Below are 19,916 nucleotides of genomic sequence, written 5' to 3'. Positions count from 1 at the left end.
GCTAACGTTATTTTGAACCAACACCATCGATAAGGGAGTCCAACTTCGCTCGCGGAGTAGATTTTCTTCGGGCGGGAAGACACCCACCTGCACATGCAGGCTCAAAATACAGCAAATCACGACATGGTGGGGATTTTTCATAGCCGCTGACTTTATGGACAGCGGTTATTTTTGTATGTCGGGAGAGAATATGGCCAATTTATTCGAGCAGACACAGCGCGCGGATTTTCGGCCGCTGGCGGTACGTATGCGGCCCCGCACTTTGGATGAGATTTACGGACAGGAAGCCGTCGTCGGTGCGCAGAGTTTTTTAGCGGCGATGATTCGCTCGGATACCGTGCCGTCTCTGCTTTTATTCGGACCTCCCGGCACCGGTAAGACAACAATTGCCCGCGTTATCGCTAACCTCACGCAAAGCGAATTCGTGACGGTGAACGCGACGACCAGCGGCGTGGCCGAACTGCGTAAAGTGATTGCCGAAGCCAAAGAGCAGGGCAGTCTTTACGGTCGGCGCACGATTGTTTTTATCGATGAAATTCATCGTTTTAATAAAGGGCAGCAGGATTTATTGCTGTCCTATGTGGAAGACGGCACCATTACGTTGATCGGCGCCACTACGGAAAATCCGTTTTTTGAGGTGCAGAAGGCACTTTTGTCCCGCTTGCGTCTGATTCGTTTGGAAGCGTTGACGCCGGCGGCCATTGTCCGGATTTTGCAAAATGCGGTGACGGATGCGGAGCGCGGCTTGGGTAAACAGAAACTTACCGTGGCGCCGGAGGTGCTTCGTGAGCTCGCGTTGCAGGCCAACGGCGATGCCCGGCTCGCGCTGAACATGCTCGAGCAGACGGCGGCCGGACTTGCGCCGGGCGCGGAAATGACGCCGGAAGACGTTGCGCGTGCGGCGGGTATCGGGCGATTGGCCTACGATAAAAGCGGTGACAGCCATTACGATATCGCGTCCGCGTTTATCAAAAGCATGCGCGGCTCGGATGTCGATGCGGCGTTGCATTACCTCGCCCGCATGATCGAAGGCGGCGAGAAACCCTCGTTCATGGCGCGACGGATCATGATTTGCGCGGCGGAAGATGTCGGACTGGCCGATCCGCAAGCGCTTGTTGTCGCACAGGCGGCGGCGCAGGCGGCGGAGATGGTCGGCTTTCCCGAAGCGCGGATTATTTTAGCGGAAGCGGTGTTGTATGTTGCGCTGGCGCCGAAAAGCAACTCTGTGATTACCGCGATTGACGCGGCCTTGTCGCGCGTGCGACAGGGCGCCATGGGAAATGTACCCGCGCATCTGCGCGATGCGCATTACAGCGGCGCGCAACAACTGGGTCATGGACAAACGTATCGATACGCCCACCAATATCCGAACGGTTGGGTCAGGCAACAATATTTACCCGATCCGCTCGTGAATGATCGGTACTATCAACCGAAAATGTACGGCAGCGAAGCGGAGCTCGTTCGCCGCTGGAACGAACGGCGCGGTCTTAGCGCTACAAAGGAGAAACAGAGTGCCCAAAGCAAATCGTAAATCCCCCACTGAAAAAGAAACGACACGGCAGGAAAGCCGACGCTTTGAAATCGGCGGCGTGCTGATGATCGCCGTCGGGCTGTTCGCATTGACTGCGATCGCCCGTTTTGATGTCGGCATCGCCGGTTATTGGACGCACACGATTTTGGAATATTTATTCGGTCTTGGCGCGTTTATTCCGCCGCTGGCTTTGATCTTCCTCGGCGCGCGATACATTTATCATCCGCGCGCGATGGCGGTGAAAACACGGGATACGGCATGGATTATTTACTTTGTTCTCGGACTGATCACCTTGCATTGGTGGTACGTGCCGACCGGCCAGGAAATCCAGCCGTCTTGGTTTCCGCAGTACGGCGGCGCGCTTGGCGGTGCGGGCGTACTGTGCCTGCGCACGCTCTTCGGTGAGACGGGTGTAAAAATTGCGCTGCTCGTCATTCTCGTGGTGAACACTATTTTCGTCAGCAAATGGACGGTGACGGACGGTGTCAACTTCGTGAAAGGCAAAGCGCAACCGCATTGGGAAAAAGCGAGCGACAAAGTGAAAGAAACTGTCGAGGCGCACCGGCATGTCGAAACCACGCCTACGGAACAAAAACAGCGCGCGCAGTTTTTCTCTTTCGACAAGTCGAAAGAGAAACCGCCGGTAAATGATGCGCCCGCGCCGGAGCGCACAACGAAGGCGGCGGCAGTTACCCCGTTTACACCGCCCGCTGCGGCGCCCGCCGCTGCGCCGGAACCGAGCTGGACGCAACCGGAACCGGATACCGATACGGAACAGGTGAAGCCGGATATCGCACCCGCGAAACCGAAAAATGATCGCGCCGATTATAAATTGCCACCGCTCAGCTTGCTCACCAAAACGCGCCAAAGCACGGCCGACACGCAGGCAGAAGTAGCAGAAAACGCGCAGAAACTGGAAGAATTATTGGCGAGTTTCGGCGTGGAAACTAAAATTACTCACGCCAGCCGCGGTCCGTCCGTGACGCGTTACGAACTGGAGCCGGGACCGGGCGTGAAAGTGAGCAAAATCGTTAATTTGGCGGACGATATCGCGTTGCAGCTCGCAGCCACTGATGTTCGTATCGAAGCGCCGATTCCCGGCAAAGCGGCTGTCGGCATCGAAGTGCCGAATCGGGAAATTTCTTCCGTGGGCTTACGCGAAGTGCTCGCCTGCGACGAATTTCAACACGCCGTCGGCGGCATCGCCGTCGGTTTGGGAGAAGACATTACCGGTCAGCCGGTCATTACCGATCTCGCCAAAATGCCGCATCTTTTGGTAGCGGGTTCTACCGGTTCGGGCAAAAGCGTCTGCATCAATACGCTGGTGGCGAGCATTTTGCTGCGCTCGTATCCCGATGAAGTAAAATTAATTCTGATCGACCCGAAAGTAGTCGAACTCGCGCAGTATAACCACATTCCTCATCTCTTGACGCCGGTCGTTACCGATGTCAAAAAAGCGGCGGGCGTATTGCGTTGGGCGGTGCGTGAAATGGAAAACCGCTACCGTTTATTCGCTTCCGCCAAAGTGCGCAACATCACCGGCTACAATGAAGCCAATCCGGATTCGCCGTTGCCGCTTGTCGTCATCATCATCGACGAACTCGCGGACCTGATGATGGTCGCGCCACATGATGTGGAAGACGCGATCGCGCGCCTCGCCCAAATGGCGCGCGCGGCCGGATTGCATCTCGTGCTCGCGACGCAGCGTCCGTCTGTTGACGTATTGACAGGTACCATCAAAGCCAACATTCCGAGCCGAATTTCGTTTGCCGTTTCGAGTCAAATCGATTCGCGCACGATTTTGGACATGGCGGGGGCGGAGAAGCTACTCGGTAAAGGCGACATGCTTTTCTATCCGATCGGCGCGCCGAAACCGCGGCGCGTGCAAGGCGCGTTTATTTCCGACGCGGATGTGGAAAAATTGGTAGAATACATCAAAAAGCAAGGGCAACCGGAATATAATGAAACGGTTGTGCAACCGGCCGCGGAAGCCGAGGAAACACAAACGCCGCGTTGGGAAGATGAACTTTTGCCCGATGCCATTCGCATGGTCATGGATACCGAACAGGCTTCCGTTTCGATGTTGCAACGTCGTTTTCGCGTAGGTTACACCCGCGCCGGTCGACTGATCGACACCATGGAAAACATGGGAATTGTCGGACCGTCGCTGGGCAGTAAAGCGCGTGATATTTTGTTGACGAAAGACGAAGTGGAAGAATTGCTGGCACGCTATGAAGGGGACAGCGAGGCATGAACGAAATCGGAGCTATTTTACGACGCGCGCGTGAGGAAAAAGGCCTGTCGCTTTCCGAAGCGGCGCTTGGTACTTATATCAGCGCGCGCTACCTGGCGGCATTGGAGCGGGAAGACTACAAAACGATTCCGGGCACGGTTTACATGCGCGGCATGCTGCGCAACTACGGCAATTTCCTCGGCCTGTCGGGGGTAGGACTCGTGGATCGTTACAACGCGGCTATGGGCGAGGAGCGTCCGATGGAACGCGCGTACGTGCCGAGCGTCGGAACAAAAGATTATTTGGATGTCGAACCGACCGCGCGACCGCAGCGCAAAAAAATGCATCGCAGACGCCGTAAAAACCGCCCGTTCACACGAGTGGAGCAGGGTCTTACGGCACTCATCATCATATTGTTTTTACTGAGTTTGTACTGGATCTTCGGATAACAGCCGCGTCTGCGGCTGTTTTTTTACGCCGCAAGAAAAAATTTACAACCGGCGCCCGCGGCTATTTCTTTCGGCGGACATGATGAACTGACGAAGATTTGCTGTATAATAGAAGTAATTATGTAAAGGGAGTCGGTATGCGTTTATTACGGATGATTCTGCGCGGTTTCAAATCCTTTGCGGATAAAACGGAAGTGGAATTCGCGCCGGGTGTGACGGCGATCGTCGGTCCGAACGGCAGCGGCAAGAGTAATTTAGCCGATGCGGTGCGCTGGGTGCTAGGCGAACAAAATATTCGCCAGCTGCGCGGTGAGCAGTCGAGTGACGTGATTTTTGCGGGCACGGCGACCGAACGCGCGAAAGCTTCGGCGGAAGTGACACTCGTTTTTGACAATAGTGACGGCTTTTTCCAAACGGATACGGCAGAGGTGGCGGTGACGCGACGTCTGCTTCGTTCGGGTGCGAGCGATTATTTTATTAATCGTCAAAATTGCCGCTTAAAAGATATTCAACTGTTGCTGGCGGATACCGGTTTGGGTCGGGACTCCCTGGCGGTCATCGGGCAGCAGCGGGTCGATCGGATTTTAATCGGTCGACCGGAAGAACGCAAACTCGTTTTTGAAGAAGTAGCGGGCATTACCCGTTACAAGCTGCGCAAAGAAGAAGGCATGCGCAAATTGCGCGAGGCGGAACGCAATATGGAGCGCGTCAGCGATATTGCGCGACTGCTCGCGCAGGATTTACCGCCGCTGGAAGAAAAAGCGCGGCAGGCGAAACAACGTAATGAGTTGCGCACGCAGGAGGCAAATATCACGCGCAGTCTCGCATGGAAAGCGTGGCAAACGTCGCAACGTCAACTGACGCGCGCAGAGAAAGAATGGATTACCGCAGATCAGGCGGCGACGGCGGAGACAACCGAACTTACGCAGCTGGAAGCGGCGGCGCAGGCGCAAACGGAAGCAGATACGAAAGCGCAACAAATGTTGCGTGAAAAAGAGCAGGCGGCCAACATCGCGGCGCAACATTGCGAACGCTTGCGCAGCGAACTTGCGGTGTTGACGGAGCGCAGTCATCAGCACGCGAAAGAAATGCAGGAAGTGGCGCAGGCGCTGGCGGAAAAGCGGCAGATATTGGAACAGCTTGCGGCGGCGCAGGCGACGACGGTCGCGGCGATAGCGGCCACGGCGCAAGAGCGGGACGAAGCGCAGGCGCGCTTGGCGGAAGGAACGGCGCGGCGTGATCGGTTGCGCGCTGTGTTGCAAGCGGCCCGTGAACAGGTCGCCGACCGGTTGCGACGCGAGGAACGGAGCGCGGCGGAACAGGAGTTTTTGCAGCAAACAGCGCAGCAATTGCAGGAGCGCAATGCCGAACTTACGCGTCGCGCGCGGGAGTTAGACATACGCAAGGAAACATTACAAACGCGTTTGCAGCAGGCGCAAGCGGCACTTGCGACGGCGCAGGCGACCGCATCGGAAAGCAGCCGACAACTCACGGAGCAGGAAGAGGTTGTGAACAAACTGCAGGCGCAGCGCGAAGCGGCGCAGGCGGCTAACGCGAAAGCGCGCGAAACATTGCAGACAACGCAAACGCGGTACCAATATTTACAACAGTTAGCCGACAGCTACGAGGGCTATGGCCGCGCGACGAAAGCGGTTCTTGGCGCCACGGAAGCATGGCGCAGCGACTGCTATGGAACGGTAGCGCAACTTTTGCGCGTGCCGAAGGAATATACCACGGCGCTGGATATAGCGTTGGGCGGTATGCAACAGCATCTCGTGATGCGCGACAGCCAAGCGGCGCAGGCGGCGATTCGTTTTTTACGCCGCACGAAAAGCGGTCGCGTGACGCTGTATCCCTTGGACGAAATGCGGCCGCGGACGCTTACGGATCGCGATCGGGCAATTTTACACGAGCCGGGCGTGATCGGCTTGGCCGCGGAATTGGTGGAAGCGGAATCTTATTTGCAACCGCTGGTTGATTATTTGCTGGGACGTACGGTGCTGGTGGAAGATCTCGCCACCGGTTCGCATCTGGCGGCGAAATACCAACAGCGCATTCGTCTGGTGACGCGCGCGGGTGATCTTTTTCAACCGGGCGGCGCGCTTACGGGCGGCAGCACGCGGCGCGCGGAGCTGACATTATTCGGTCGGCAGCAGGAATTATCCGCATTGCGCGCCCAACTGGAAACGCTTGCCGCACAACCGGAGCGAGAGCTGCCGGACATCTCCGCGGCGCTCGCGCGACGGGATGCCTTACAAAACACCGCGCAGACGACGGCCCTGGCGATTGCTTCGCAAACGGCGCAGCTGCAGGCTCTGCGTGACGAATGGAACGGTATCGTGCGCCAAGCGGATGAAATCCGCAGCGCACAAACGCAGACGGCGGACGAATACCGGCTGACGGTAAACAAGCAAAAAGAACTGACCGTTGCGCCGACAGCAGTCACTGAAACGACAACGGATACGGTCGCGCAGGAAGCGGAGCTGGCTCGCTGCGAGCACGCCTACACCGAAGCGCATGTGGAGTTGGCCACGGTGCAGGCAACGCTGCGGCAACAGGAGCAGGAGAAGGTCCGCCAAACCGAGCAGGAAAAAAATGCGCAGGCGGACATGGAACGGCTTGCGCAACGTGAAAAGGAAATTCAAGCGGCGGCCAAAGCATTGAGCGCTTCGCAGGAAACGTTGCAAAAGCAGGCGGATGAGGCGCAGCAAACGGCGCAGACGGCGAAAGTGCAAGCGGACGCGTTTTACGATGCGCACGCGGAACGTTTGAACGCGCAGCAAGCGGAGCAAGATCAGTTGCGCGCAATGCGGGCAAAAGCGACGGAAACGAAAGTGGAAGCGGCGCGACTTCTGGCAAAAAAGGAAGCGGCGCAGGCGGAAATGGAACAGCAGCGCGAACAATTGGCGATGTATGATTTAGATCCGCAGGCAGTGGAGCCTGCGATCGTCGCGGGAACGCAGGCGACGCTGCTTGCCGAACAACGTCGATTATTGACGGAAATCGCGCGCTTTACGGATATTTCCGAGCAGGCGATTGAGGAGTACGAAAAATCGCGTGAGCGCAGCGAGTTTTATACGGCGCAGCTCGCCGATTTGACCGCGGCCCGCGATACGTTGCAAAATGTAGTGGCGGAGATTGATCGCACCATGCAGGAACAGTTCGCGGCGGCATTTGAAGTCGTGGCCGCCGAGTTCCAGCGGATTTTCGCCCATCTGTTCGGCGGCGGCGAGGCGCAATTGATACTGACGGACGCGGACGAAAATAAACCCGCCGGCGTAGAAATTATGGTCCGACCGCCGGGTAAAAAACAGCAGGCGCTCTCGCTCTTGTCAGGCGGTGAACGCGCTCTGACTGTCATTGCGTTGCTCTTTTCCTTTATGGCCTATCGGCCGGCGCCGTTTTGTCTGGTAGATGAAATTGATGCGGCGTTGGACGATGCCAATATCAAACGTTTCACACGATACTTGGAAACGGGGCGCAACGGCTTGCAATTTATCGTCATTACGCACCGCAAACCGACCATGGCGTCCGCGGATCGCCTGCAAGGCGTGACGATGGTGAAGCGCGGGATCTCGCAATTAATTGCCGTCAATTTGAAACAGTATAAGGAGACACCATGAGCTTTTTGGATAAAGTCCGTGCCGGTTTAGAACGCACGAAAAAAAGTTTTGTCAAAAATATGGAAACGTTGGTTATCGGCTATGACGAAATCGACGAAGAATTTCTAGACGATTTGGAAGCCGTTATGCTGACCGGTGATCTCGGCGTGACGGCAACCGACTACTTGCTCGGTGAAATTCGCACCGCGGTAAAAGAAGGTGAAATTCACAGCACGAAAGAAGTCATGCCCTTCCTCGCCAAAACGATGGAAACATGGCTTGCCGTGGATAATGATCCCGCCGCGCTGCCGCATTCGCCGGAGGTTATTTTAATTGTCGGTGTCAACGGCGTCGGTAAGACAACGAGTATCGGCAAGTTGGCGCAATACTATAAAAACGCCGGTAAAAAAGTTTTACTGGCGGCCGGCGATACGTTCCGCGCCGCCGCGTCCGAACAGCTGACGATTTGGGCGGAGCGTGTCGGCGTACCGATTGTCAAACATCAGGAAGGAGCGGATCCCGCCGCGGTCGTTTATGATGCGTTGGAAGCGGCGTTGGCGCGCAAAAGTGATGTCGTATTGATCGATACCGCAGGACGTTTGCACACCAAAGTGAATTTAATGGGGGAACTCGCCAAAATCAGTCGTGTCGCTGCCAAGTTGGTGCCGGATGCGCCGCACCAAACCTGGTTGGTGCTCGATGCTACCACCGGACAAAACGCAGTGAGTCAGGCGAAAGTATTTGGTCAGTCCGTACCGCTCACGGGCGTTGTACTCACCAAACTGGACGGTACCGCGAAAGGCGGCGTTGTGATTTCCGTCAAGGAAGAACTCGGCGTGCCTGTGAAATGGGTAGGACTCGGTGAAGGCGTTGACGACTTGCAGCCGTTTCGTGCGCAAGAATTTGTCGAAGCGCTTTTCGATGATGAAGATAAAACCGCGACGGAAACGACAAAGGTGCGTTTGCGTTAAGGATGCAAGCACCTTGGTCATAGCTCATTGCGGGTAATGTTATAATAAAGAAATAGGGGGGGCGAACCGTGAAGAATCCGTTACCGCGTCATGCGGATTGGCGCAGCGTCTTACAATATGCCGTTGCCGTACCGCTAATGCCTGCCGACGAGGGCTGGCAACTGGTATTGGAACTGCGAAACCCTCATTTGCGCTCCCATCCCAATGAAGTATCCTTTCCGGGCGGCAGAATTGAAGCCTATGATGCGCATCCCGGTGTGACGGCGCTGCGCGAGATGGCGGAAGAAATCGGCACGCCTTCGGAAAGTTGGGAGTTGCTTGGCGCGTTGCCATTGGCTTACACGGTGAACGGGCGCATGGTAGCGCCATATCTTGCCTTCCGTGAAGATGTCCCGAAATTCGTTTGCAATCCGGCGGAAGTGAATTCCGTGTTTACGGTGCCGTTGCAGTGGCTGATGGAACACGAACCCGTGCGCGTCGAAATGCAGGACGGCGTGCGCCCGGGAGAAAACTTTCCTTATGAACGTGTTACAAGCGTTGTACCCGGATGGACCGGTCGTCAGAAGTACGACGTGTATTTTTATACCTATGGCGATTTTACGATTTGGGGATTGACGGCGCGTATCATTAGAAACTTTTTACAAATTTGTCGGGAACAGAAGATATCCTTCGACTTTGATTTTCGGCAATGGAGAGGAGACTTGACATGAAGACAAAATTGAAAGTGACCGGGATGAGTTGCGAAAATTGCGTGCAATCGGTGACGAAAACATTGCGTGATGTCGAAGGCGTACATGACGCTAAAGTGGACTTGGCCTCCGGCATCGCCGACGTTGATTTTGATGAGACTAAAACCAATGTAGAAGCACTTTGCGCCGCCGTAGACGATATCGGTTTTGATGCGGCAGCGGCGCAATAATGAAACCTAACGGCGTGGCGGCGGTGTTGGATGTGGCACACCGCCGCGTTGTTTGCGTGGGTGCGGGACCGGTGGCGGTCCGTAAATTGCGTAAAGTAATGGGAAAAGCGCAGACGGTCATTGTCATTGCGCCGAAAGCGGAACCGATGATTCGGGACTGGCATGAGGCCGGGCAACTCATCTGGTATCCGCGGACGTTTGCGGCGGATGATGTGCAACAAGGTGATATCGTCATTTCCGCTGCAGGGGCGCAAGTCGGCGCATTGGTAAAAACTGCGGCGCACACAAAAGGAGCGTGGCTCAACGATGCGGTCAATGCCGCCGAGGGGGATCTGATGCTGCCGGCTAACTGGGAAAGCGGCAGCCTTACCGGGACGGTGACATCGCAGGGCGCGATGCCGCGATTGGTCGCGCTGCTCACGCGGGATTTGGAGGAACAGTACGCGGACATCGGTGCGTTTGCCGCGGAACTTGCGCCGTTACGGCAAAAGGTAAGGGAACTGTTGCCGAAACCAGCAGAACGGCAAGCGTTTTGGCGAACGTACTTGCCCGATGATACCTTGGAACGGATTCGCCGCGGGGAAAAAGAAATCATAAAAGGGGAGATTTTGCATGCAATTGGCCGTCTTGGGGCTGAATCATAAAACGGCGCCTATCGAAGTACGTGAACAATTCGCACTGGACGCTACGCAAGTTCATCAGGCGCTGACCGAGATTTACGGTCTGGCCGAGCTGGATGAAGCGGTGCTTTTAGCGACTTGTAATCGTACGGAATTATATGCCGTGGTGGCCGATGATGTTCCGCCGCTGGCAGCGATGCAGAAGCTGTTTGCCAAAATCGGTACTGCGGTTTCACAAGAATATACGTATTACTATAAGGGCGAAGATGCGGTACGCCATCTGTTTCGCGTCGCGGCCGGCATGGATTCGCTCGTTATCGGTGAAGGACAGATTCTCTCGCAGGTGAAGGTGGCCTATTTGACCGCGGTGCGGGTCGGAACGACCGGTACCATCAGCAATATGCTGTTTCAACGGGCGCTTGCCATCGGCAAAAAAATCCGCACGCAAACGAGCATTGCGGATAATCCCGTTTCGGTAAGCTATGCGGCCGTCAAGCTAACGCAACAGATTTTCGGTTCGCTTGGGGAACGACGGGCGCTGATTTTAGGCGCCGGAACGATGTCGGAACTGATGGCGAAACACCTCATCGGCCACGGCTTGCAAACCCTGCTGATTGCCAACCGCAGCATGGATAAAGCGGAAGTGCTTGCAAAAAAATATCACGGTCGCGCCGTGCCGCTGGAAGAGCGCTTGCGTTGGGCGGGACGTGTGGATGTCATTTTAACCTCGACCGGTGCCAATACGTATTTAATTGATTACGAGCAGGCGGTGGAGTTGATGCATAAGCGTCAGGGGCGACCGCTGGTGATGATCGATATTGCCGTGCCGCGTGACATCGATCCGGAAGTATCTAAAATTGAGGGGATCACCTTATACAACCTGGATGACTTGGAACAGGTCGTCGACGAAAATAAAGAAATGCGGGCCCAGGAAGCGGAAGCGGCGTACCCCTTGCTGGAAGAAGCGGTGGCTGAATTAATGGAAAAATACAGCTATTTTTCCATGCGTCCGTTGATGGCGGCCGTGACCGATCGCTTTGAAATCGTGCGTAAGCGCATTGTGCATCGCGCGTTTGCCAAGTTGCCCAATGTGCAAGACGATGAACGTCGCGTGATTGAGGGCATGTCGAAAGTGCTTGTACGAAAATTATTACGCGATCCGATGATTCATTTCCGCGAGGTGGCGGGGACAGAGGACGAGAAGATGTATTGGCAAATCCTGGCGGATGTATACCAATTGCCATTACCTGCGGAGGCGCGGCCGGAGGAAACTGACGATGCGAAATGAATGCCAAGTAGGTACGCGCCAAAGCGCGCTGGCACTGTGGCAGACCCGGCATGTGATTACGCTTTTAGAAGCGTTGCCGGCCGCGAAAGGGATCACGTTTACGACAACCAAAGTCAATACGGAAGGGGATCGTAAACTGCAACAGGCCTTGCATACGTTTGGCGGTAAAGGAGCGTTCACGGAAGCACTTGAGGCAAAACTTTTGGACGGCAGCATTGATTTTGCCGTACACAGCTTGAAAGATATGCCGACTAAACTGCCGCAAGGTCTTGTGATCGGAGCGATTCCGCAACGGGCCGCCGTAGAGGACGCGTTTGTCTCCGCCGACGGCACTCTGTTGCGCGATTTACCGGCCGGTGCGCGGGTAGGAACGTCCAGTTTACGTCGAACGGCGCAGCTTTTACATTGGCGACCGGATTTGGTGCCGGTATCGATTCGCGGCAATGTGCAAACGCGTTTGGGAAAAATCGAAACAGAAGATTTGGCGGGCGTTATTTTAGCGCGCGCCGGTTTAGAGCGTCTGGGATTGGCGGATCGCATTACGGAAGTATTGCAAGCGCCTCAATGGTTGCCGGCGGCCGGCCAAGGCGCATTGGCCATTGAATGTCGCGCCGATGATGAAGAATTGTTGGCGCTGCTCGCGGGCATTCATGATCCCGAAACGGCAGCGGCCGTGGCGGCGGAACGCGCGATTTTAACCGCGCTGGAAGGCGGCTGTCAGGTTCCGATCGGCGCTGCGTCTGTGTATGAAAACGATACCATTCAAGTACAGGGACGATTATTATCGCTGGACGGCGCAACGGTCATTGAAGCCGTACGAACCGGAAAATGCCGCGCGGCCGCGTCGTTGGGACAAGCCGTTGCGGAAGAAATCTTGGCTAACGGCGGACGCGAGTTATGGACGAAAGTCCGCGCGATGTTGGAGGGATGAGATGGCGGGAATTGGATATTTAATCGGTGCGGGGCCGGGCGATCCCGGCTTACTGACGGTCAAAGGGCAAGACTGCTTAAAAAAAGCGGATGTTGTCATTTATGATTACTTGGCCGATGACAGCTTGCTGTTTTTGACGCGGCCCGACGCGGAATTGATTTATGCCGGTAAACAGGCGGGAAAGCACACGCTGAAACAGTCGGAAATCAATGCGCTGCTCGTTGAAAAGGTAGCACAGGGGCATACGGTAGCGCGTTTAAAAGGCGGTGATCCGTTCGTTTTCGGGCGCGGTGGGGAAGAAGCGCTCGCGTTACGGGAAAATAACCTGGCCTTTGAAATCGTTCCGGGTGTCACCAGCGCGATCGCCGCGCCGGCGTATGCGGGTATTCCCGTGACACATCGCGCGGTGGCGACATCATTTGCGGTAGTTACGGGGCACGAAGATCCGACAAAACCGGAAGCCTCCATGCGCTGGGAGCATTTAGCGACCGGCGTAGACACATTGACATTTGTCATGGGACTTGGCAAACTGCGCAAAATTGTCGGTGAACTGATTGCGCACGGACGACCGGCGACGACTCCTGCCGCAGTTGTGCGTTGGGGTACAAAAGCCGAGCAGGAAACCGTGGTGGCTACATTGGCGGAATTGCCGGCGGCGGTGGAAGCGGCGGGTTTGAAACCGCCGGGACTGTTGGTTATCGGCGAGGTGGTGGCGTTGCGTGATAAACTGCGCTGGTTTGAAGATCAGCCGCTGTTCGGTAAACGTATCGTTGTCACTCGTGCGGCCGATGTCGCGTCGGTGCTGGGTGAGAAGCTGGCGCGTTTGGGCGCGCAACCGCTCTATATTCCGGCGATTCGTCGCCAGGCGACAGACAATACGGCAGAGCAAAAGCAAGCGGTGCAAAATGCCGCTTCGTATGATTATTTACTTTTTACCAGTCCCTATACCGTGGAACGATTCTTTGCCGTGCTCACGGAATGCGGTCGCGACAGTCGCGACCTGGCGACGCTGAAAATCGCGGCGGTCGGTTCGAAAACGGCAGAAAAATTACGACGTTACGGTATTCTGGCGGATATTGTACCGGAGACGGCGCAGGCGGAAGGATTATTGGCCGCGCTTAAAGATGAAGTAATGACCGGTAAGCGCGTGCTTTTGCCGCGGGCGATGCAGGCTCGCGAATTGTTACCGGAGACGCTGCGCAAAGCGGGCGCTGTGGTAGATGTAGTGCCGTTTTATGAAACCGTACCGGAGACCTCGCGCAAAGATATTTTTCAAAAGGAACTGCAAAGCGGAAAAATTTCCGCGATTACGTTTACCAGTGCATCCACCGTGACCGGTTTGTTGGCGATGTTGGAAGATCCGTGCAATGAACTTGCGGGCATTCCGTTGATTGCGATCGGCGAAATTACCGCCGACGCGTTGCGCCAAGCGGGTCTGGAGCCGGATCGACTGGCGGCGAAAGCGACACAGGATGCCATGGTTGATGCTGTACTGGATGTATTTCGAAAGGAAGCGAATGTATGATTACTCCGTATGATCGTCCGCGCCGTTTGCGCGCCGACCGCAATATTCGACGCATGGTGCGCGAAAACGCATTATCTGTCAATGATTTGATTTATCCGTTATTTATCGTTCCGGGGGAAGGCGTTAAAGAAGAAATCGCAAGCCTGCCGGGTCAGTACCATCTTTCCGTCGATGAAGCGGTTAAGATGGCCAAAGAAGCGGCTGAGCTCGGCATTCCCGCAGTGGAAATTTTCGGCATTCCGACCTATAAAGCGGCGGATGGCGATTCCGCGTGGGATGACAATGAACCGGTGCAACAGGCGGTTCGCGCGATTCGCAAAGAAGTACCGGAACTGTATGTGATTACCGATGTCTGTCTGTGCCAATACACGGAAAGCGGTCACTGCGGCCATGTGGAAAACGGCTGCATTATGAATGACGAAAGCTTGCCGCTGCTTGCTAAAGTGGCGGTCAGTCATGCGAAAGCCGGCGCGCATATGGTCGCGCCGAGCGATATGATGGACGGTCGCATTGCGGTGCTGCGCGAAGCGTTGGATGAAGCGGGTTACAGCGATGTGGCGATTATGAGTTACGCGGCGAAATACGCGTCCGCTTACTATGGTCCGTTCCGTGATGCTGTACATTCGGCGCCGCAGTTCGGAGATCGTAAAACCTATCAAATGGATCCGGCGAATGCGCGCGAAGCCTTGAAAGAAATTGAACTGGACTTGTTGGAAGGCACCGACGCGATCATCGTGAAACCGGCGCTAGCGTATCTTGACGTCGTACGTGCGGCGCGTGAAATTACCCATTTGCCGATCTGCGTGTATAACGTCAGCGGCGAATATGCGATGGTCAAAGCAGCCGGCGCCGCCGGTTTGATCGATGAAAAGCGACTTATTATGGAAACGCTGCTGTCGATGAAACGCGCGGGTGCGGATTTGATTATCACGTACCACGCATTGGAAGCGGCTCGCTGGATACGAGAGGGGTATGAAGGATGAGTCGGACGCGTTCGTCAGAAGCATTCGCTACGGCGCAGAAATTTATGCCGGGCGGCGTGAACAGTCCCGTCCGTTCGTTTCGTAACGTCGATACGACACCGCCGTTTATCGCCAAAGGTAAAGGCAGTCATATTTTTGATGTCGACGGCAATGAATACATCGATTACGTTCTCAGCTGGGGACCTTTGATCCTCGGCCATGCCGATGCCGACGTTGTCGCAGCGATTCGTGAACAGGCGCAATACGGCACGAGTTACGGCGCGCCGACGGAATTAGAAACGGAAATTGCGCAAAAAGTACAGACTTTTTTCCCGGCGATTGAAATGATTCGTCTGGTCAGCTCCGGGACCGAAGCTACGATGAGCGCGTTACGGTTGGCGCGCGGCTATACGGGGCGCGATAAGATTGTGAAATTTGTCGGCTGCTACCACGGTCACAGCGACGGACTCCTGGTCAAAGCGGGTTCCGGCGCGGCGACAATGGGCGTTCCCGACAGCCCGGGAATTCCGTCGGAAATTGCAGCGGATACGCTGACGATTCCGTATAACAATCCGGACGCGGTCAAAGAACTTTTTGCTCAATACGGCGATGAAATTGCCGCCGTGATTGTGGAAGGCGTCGCGGGTAACATGGGTTGCGTATTGCCGCAGCCGGGCTATTTGCAACTCTTGCGCGAATTGACGCAGAAAGCCGGCGCGCTTTTGATTGTCGATGAAGTCATGAGCGGTTTTCGCGCGGCGGCCGGTGGTGCCTGTGAATATTTTGACATCACACCGGATTTGATTTGCCTCGGTAAAGTAATCGGCGGCGGTTTACCGGTCGGTGCGTTCGGCGGTAAACGCGAAGTGATGGAAAAATTGGCGCCGCAAGGACCGGTGTATCAGGCGGGGACGCTTTCGGGTAATCCGCTCGCGGTAACGGCGGGACTGGCGACGATGAATAAATTATCCGCGGACCGTTTTACAGAATTGACTGCGAAAACGGAAACGTTGTGCCAAGGCTTGGAAGCGGCGGCGAAGGACGCGGGAGTGCCGATCATTGTGCATCGGATCGGTTCGATGTTCACCGTGTTTTTCAATGAGCATGAAGTCACGGATTACGATACGGTAGCGACTTCGCACTTGGATGAATTTAATGTCTATTTCCTCGCTATGCTGGAGGCCGGTGTGTATTTAGCGCCGAGTCAATTCGAATGCGGCTTTATGTCGCTTGCGCATACGGATGAAGATATTCGCCAAACGCTTGCTGCGGCGCGTAAAGCGTTCCAAAAAGTAGCGGCTTTTCGGGAGCATAAAGGGCGTAATTAGGGAGCGGTTCGGCGCTCAATAAAAGCTGTCCGCAGTTGCAGTTGTCGCAGTGGCGCGGTTCTTTCGCTTATGGTAAAATAAAAAAGTAGTAGTGTTTGGTGGTAGAAATGCTGATTTCAATCGTTGTTCCTTTTTTCAATGAAGAGGACAATATATTGCACTTTTACGATGCGTTATGTGAAGTGGCTGCGCATCGTGACGAGTCATTTGAGTTTTTATTTGTCGATGACGGCTCAAGTGATCGCACGCCGTTGATTTTAACGGAGCTTGCGGAACGGGATGCCCGCGTGACCGCTTTTATTTTGGCACGTAATTTCGGACATCAAACCGCGCTTACCTGCGGTTTGGATCATGCTCGCGGCGATGCGGTGGTTACCATGGATGGAGACATGCAGCATCCGCCGACGATGATTCCGGACCTGCTGGATAAATGGTATGACGGTTATGAAGTGGTACAGACGGTACGGCTTTCGACCGCCAATGTCGGTGCGTTCAAAAAATGGACCTCGAAACTCTACTATCGTTTCATTAATTCGATTTCCCAAGTGCAGATTACCGAAGGCGGTTCCGATTTTCGCCTGATTGATCGCAAAGTGGCGGACAGCTTATTGCTGTTTCGCGAAAAGGCGCGATTTATCCGCGGCCTGGTAAGCGATATCGGCTATCGGCAAACGCAAATTACATTCCGTGCACCGGCGCGCTATGCCGGCGAAAGTAAATTTTCGTTGCGTAAGATGGTGCGGTTCGCCTTGGACGGAATTACTTCATATTCGACGTTGCCGCTGCGTATGGCTCTCTATGTGGGAGTGTTGTCAGGCATCGGCAGCTTGCTTTTGATCATCTATGTGCTGTTGATTAAGTATTATTTCCTGGAAGCGGTTCCCGGTTGGGCCACGCTTGCTGTGATGATGTTGCTATTCGGCGGCTTGCAGTTGATCTTTTTGGGAATTATCGGTGAGTATATCGGGCGCATTTTTGCGGAGGTAAAGGATCGACCTCTGTATTGGTTGCGCGGTACGGTGAATCAGAAAACGAGACATTAACAACAAAACACGAAAGTGTGCCGAAGCGCATATGCGCGCGGGGGAACCAAATGTTTTCGGGGTGTATCTTGCAAAAGACGGTCAGCTCTTGGCCGAACCCGTCAGCTAACCTCGCAGGCGGAAGGGAGCATGATGGTAGGAATACGACGCTGGACTTGTATGGCGATGTTTTTAATGGTACCGCTGGCAGTGGGAGCCACCTATCACCCGGGAGATATCGGCGAAGATATTTCGACGATTCAGCATCGCTTGGGAACGTTAGGGTATCACTTGGAAGCGGACGGCGTATACGGTCCGGCCACGGAAGATGCCATTCGGGAATTTCAGGAAGCGCATGGTTTGGAAGCGGACGGCTTGGTTGGTCCGGCTACCTATCGCGCGTTGCTGAGTCGTGACATACCGACCAGTCGCGGCGATTTTTCAACGCTGCTGGTGCGGCGGCTGATTTCTGTCGCGCAGGAATATATCGGTGTACCGTATCTTTTCGGAGGTTCTACCCCCAGCGGTTTTGACTGCTCGGGCTTCGTTCAGTTTGCTGCCAAAGCGGCCGGATTGGTATTGCCGCGGTCGGCCGATGAACAATACCACATGGGGCGTAGCGTGAGTCGCAGTCAAATGCAGCCGGGGGATCTGGTCTTTTTCTCGACATATACGGACGGTGTATCGCACTCGGGTATTTACTTGGGGGGCGATCGTTTTATCAGTTCCACATCGAGTCGCGGCGTAGTCATCGACAGCTTGTCGGAGGGCTACTGGAACGATTGTTATGTGGGTGCAAGGCGGTTAATTTAAGAGGCGTAAGCCTCTTTTTTTATGAAATAAACATTTGAAGGATCAATCAGATAATGAACACATGGATTACAGCGCAAAACTTGGCATTTCGGTATGACAACGAGACGGTATTTACCGATATACACTTTGCCGTGGAGCACGGCGGATTTACTTTGATCGTCGGTCCGAACGGCGCCGGGAAAACAACGCTGCTGCGGCTGTTAGCGGGACTCCTGACGCCGGCCGAGGGAACGATTACGATTGCCGGCCAATCGCCGCAAGCTTGGCAACGCGCCGGCGGTATCGGTTTCGTGCCTCAGCATTACAATCAAAATACGGCATCATTTCCCGCGACGGTGAACGAAGTAGTCGATCTCGGCTTTTGGGGAACCGAGATTTCACATGCCGAACAGATCAAACAACGTCAGGCAGTACTCACTAAAGTGGGGATGGCGGAATGGGCGCATAAACGTATCGGTGATCTGTCGGGAGGTCAACAGCAGCGTGTCATGCTGGCGCAGGCGATTGCCGCGCGGCCGGCATTGCTGCTTTTGGATGAGCCGACCAGCGGGATCGACTATACGGCAGGAAATATGCTGCTGGATCTGCTCAGCAATATTCAGGCGGAGCAGCAGACAACAATTATTATGGTGACGCATGATATCGCGCGCGCGTTACCGCATGCCGACCGAGTGCTTTGCATCGACCGTACGCTTTGTTATGACGGTCCGCCGCATCAATTTGTCACCAGCCATGCGACCGGATTGCACATGGCGGAGGTGGTCGGATGATGGAAATGCTCAGCTATGAATTTATGCAGCGCGCGTTTTTGGCCGGCCTTATTGTCGCGTTGCTCTGTCCTTTAGTCGGGATGTTTGTCGTGATTCGGCGGCAGTCGCTTTTGGGAGACGGTTTGGGACATATTGCCTTTGCCGGCGTCACGGGAAGCGCGTTGCTAGGCATTAATCCCGCGATCGGCGCGGTCGTTTTGACACTCGCCGCGGCGGGCGGTATTGAAATCGTGCGCCGCAAGCATCTGCAATACGGCGATATGGGGTTGGCGTTGTTTTTCTACGGCGGTTTGGCGTTGGCAGTCGTGTGCAGCTCGCTCGCGCGGATCCCGAATACCAGTTTGATGAGCTTTCTCTTCGGCAGTATTTTAACGGTTAATTGGGCAAATATTGCGGCGATTGCGATCATTGCATTGCTTGTTATATTGTCGCTCGGAAAATTTCATACGCCGCTGCTGCTGGCCAGTTTTCAGCCGGATATCGCACATACGCGAGGGATCCGTTTGGAACGCATGAATATGTTTTTCGCCTTGCTGGTGGCGGCGGTCGTGGTGATCGGCATGTCGATTGTAGGGATTTTGTTGGTGAGTGCGCTCATGATTGTACCGGTTGCGGCGGCGCATTTGTGGCGGCGAGGATTTAAACAAACGGCAGCCATTGCGGTCGCGTACTCGTTTACGATGGTACTGTGCGGACTTTGGGGCTCGTACAGCTGGGATCTTGCGCCCGGCGGCACCATTGTCTTAACGGGACTGGCTCTGTACACATTGACAGCGGTCTTAGCACCGTTTTTACATACCCGACACGGAGCGTAAACGAAACGGCGCAGGAATGCGGTATAATAAAACCATGAATGGAGTGATCGCATGAAGCGTACGCTGGCATTAATTCAGCTGCATAACTGTCGAGATCGGAAGAGCGGTTCAGCAGGAATGCCGAGACCGATCTCGTA

At 55.0% G+C, this 19,916-nt stretch carries 17 protein-coding genes and 1 riboswitch; all 17 genes read left to right on the top strand.

What is annotated here, in order from left to right; translation table 11 throughout:
* Window positions 1–190 precede the first annotated feature (190 nt).
* The 17 genes from RDN69_RS02530 (at window position 191) to RDN69_RS02450 (ending at window position 19,779) form a co-directional block, all read left to right on the top strand.
* Window positions 191–1,531, top strand: coding sequence for a replication-associated recombination protein A (locus tag RDN69_RS02530; RefSeq protein WP_273259980.1), 1,341 nt, complete (start codon window positions 191–193; stop codon window positions 1,529–1,531).
* Window positions 1,512–3,785 (top strand): DNA translocase FtsK 4TM domain-containing protein, encoded by a 2,274-nt coding sequence (locus RDN69_RS02525; RefSeq protein WP_374042371.1) that lies wholly within the window; start codon window positions 1,512–1,514, stop codon window positions 3,783–3,785. The genes RDN69_RS02530 and RDN69_RS02525 overlap by 20 nt, the downstream gene beginning before the upstream one ends.
* The gene (locus RDN69_RS02520) at window positions 3,782–4,213 is read left to right on the top strand and encodes a RodZ family helix-turn-helix domain-containing protein (protein ID WP_024048254.1); all 432 of its coding nucleotides are present in this window, start codon (window positions 3,782–3,784) and stop codon (window positions 4,211–4,213) included. Before RDN69_RS02525 ends, RDN69_RS02520 begins: the two co-directional genes overlap by 4 nt.
* 137 nt (window positions 4,214–4,350) lie before the next feature.
* On the top strand, window positions 4,351–7,836 hold the full coding sequence (smc, locus tag RDN69_RS02515; RefSeq protein WP_273259977.1) for a chromosome segregation protein SMC: 3,486 nt from the start codon (window positions 4,351–4,353) through the stop codon (window positions 7,834–7,836).
* A complete protein-coding gene (ftsY, locus tag RDN69_RS02510) occupies window positions 7,833–8,786 on the top strand; it encodes a signal recognition particle-docking protein FtsY (RefSeq protein WP_273259975.1) in 954 nt (317 codons plus the stop codon). The genes smc and ftsY overlap by 4 nt, the downstream gene beginning before the upstream one ends.
* A gap of 68 nt (window positions 8,787–8,854) precedes the next feature.
* Complete coding sequence (locus RDN69_RS02505) at window positions 8,855–9,496, top strand: CoA pyrophosphatase (protein WP_075938990.1); 642 nt, start codon at window positions 8,855–8,857, stop codon at window positions 9,494–9,496.
* A complete protein-coding gene (locus RDN69_RS02500) occupies window positions 9,493–9,705 on the top strand; it encodes a heavy-metal-associated domain-containing protein (protein WP_034437919.1) in 213 nt (70 codons plus the stop codon). Before RDN69_RS02505 ends, RDN69_RS02500 begins: the two co-directional genes overlap by 4 nt.
* The gene (locus RDN69_RS02495) at window positions 9,705–10,349 is read left to right on the top strand and encodes a bifunctional precorrin-2 dehydrogenase/sirohydrochlorin ferrochelatase (RefSeq protein WP_273259972.1); all 645 of its coding nucleotides are present in this window, start codon (window positions 9,705–9,707) and stop codon (window positions 10,347–10,349) included. Before RDN69_RS02500 ends, RDN69_RS02495 begins: the two co-directional genes overlap by 1 nt.
* On the top strand, window positions 10,318–11,613 hold the full coding sequence (gene hemA / locus RDN69_RS02490) for a glutamyl-tRNA reductase (RefSeq protein ID WP_273259970.1): 1,296 nt from the start codon (window positions 10,318–10,320) through the stop codon (window positions 11,611–11,613). The genes RDN69_RS02495 and hemA overlap by 32 nt, the downstream gene beginning before the upstream one ends.
* Window positions 11,603–12,544, top strand: coding sequence for a hydroxymethylbilane synthase (gene hemC, locus RDN69_RS02485; protein ID WP_273259968.1), 942 nt, complete (start codon window positions 11,603–11,605; stop codon window positions 12,542–12,544). Before hemA ends, hemC begins: the two co-directional genes overlap by 11 nt.
* 1 nt (window position 12,545) lies before the next feature.
* On the top strand, window positions 12,546–14,069 hold the full coding sequence (gene cobA / locus RDN69_RS02480; RefSeq protein ID WP_273259966.1) for a uroporphyrinogen-III C-methyltransferase: 1,524 nt from the start codon (window positions 12,546–12,548) through the stop codon (window positions 14,067–14,069).
* Complete coding sequence (gene hemB, locus RDN69_RS02475; RefSeq protein WP_024048115.1) at window positions 14,066–15,052, top strand: porphobilinogen synthase; 987 nt, start codon at window positions 14,066–14,068, stop codon at window positions 15,050–15,052. The genes cobA and hemB overlap by 4 nt, the downstream gene beginning before the upstream one ends.
* Window positions 15,049–16,359 (top strand): glutamate-1-semialdehyde 2,1-aminomutase, encoded by a 1,311-nt coding sequence (gene hemL / locus RDN69_RS02470; RefSeq protein ID WP_273259964.1) that lies wholly within the window; start codon window positions 15,049–15,051, stop codon window positions 16,357–16,359. The genes hemB and hemL overlap by 4 nt, the downstream gene beginning before the upstream one ends.
* A gap of 107 nt (window positions 16,360–16,466) precedes the next feature.
* Entirely contained in the window at window positions 16,467–17,402 is a 936-nt protein-coding gene (locus tag RDN69_RS02465) for a glycosyltransferase family 2 protein (RefSeq protein WP_024048113.1), read from the top strand.
* Window positions 17,403–17,410: 8 nt separating this feature from the next.
* Window positions 17,411–17,535, top strand: a riboswitch (cyclic di-AMP (ydaO/yuaA leader).
* Window positions 17,532–18,194: an NlpC/P60 family protein gene (locus RDN69_RS02460; RefSeq protein WP_273259961.1), complete on the top strand. Its 663-nt coding sequence runs from the start codon at window positions 17,532–17,534 to the stop codon at window positions 18,192–18,194. It overlaps the preceding riboswitch by 4 nt.
* A gap of 53 nt (window positions 18,195–18,247) precedes the next feature.
* A complete protein-coding gene (locus tag RDN69_RS02455) occupies window positions 18,248–18,964 on the top strand; it encodes a metal ABC transporter ATP-binding protein (RefSeq protein WP_024048111.1) in 717 nt (238 codons plus the stop codon).
* A complete protein-coding gene (locus RDN69_RS02450) occupies window positions 18,961–19,779 on the top strand; it encodes a metal ABC transporter permease (RefSeq protein ID WP_024048110.1) in 819 nt (272 codons plus the stop codon). Before RDN69_RS02455 ends, RDN69_RS02450 begins: the two co-directional genes overlap by 4 nt.
* Window positions 19,780–19,916: the final 137 nt, after the last annotated feature.

Origin of the sequence: uncultured Negativicoccus sp., from assembly GCF_902480485.1 — a bacterium.
Lineage (GTDB): Bacteria > Bacillota > Negativicutes > Veillonellales > Negativicoccaceae > Negativicoccus > Negativicoccus succinicivorans.
Note: the sequence above shows the minus strand (reverse complement) of the source record. Positions and strands in the feature narration are given on the sequence as shown.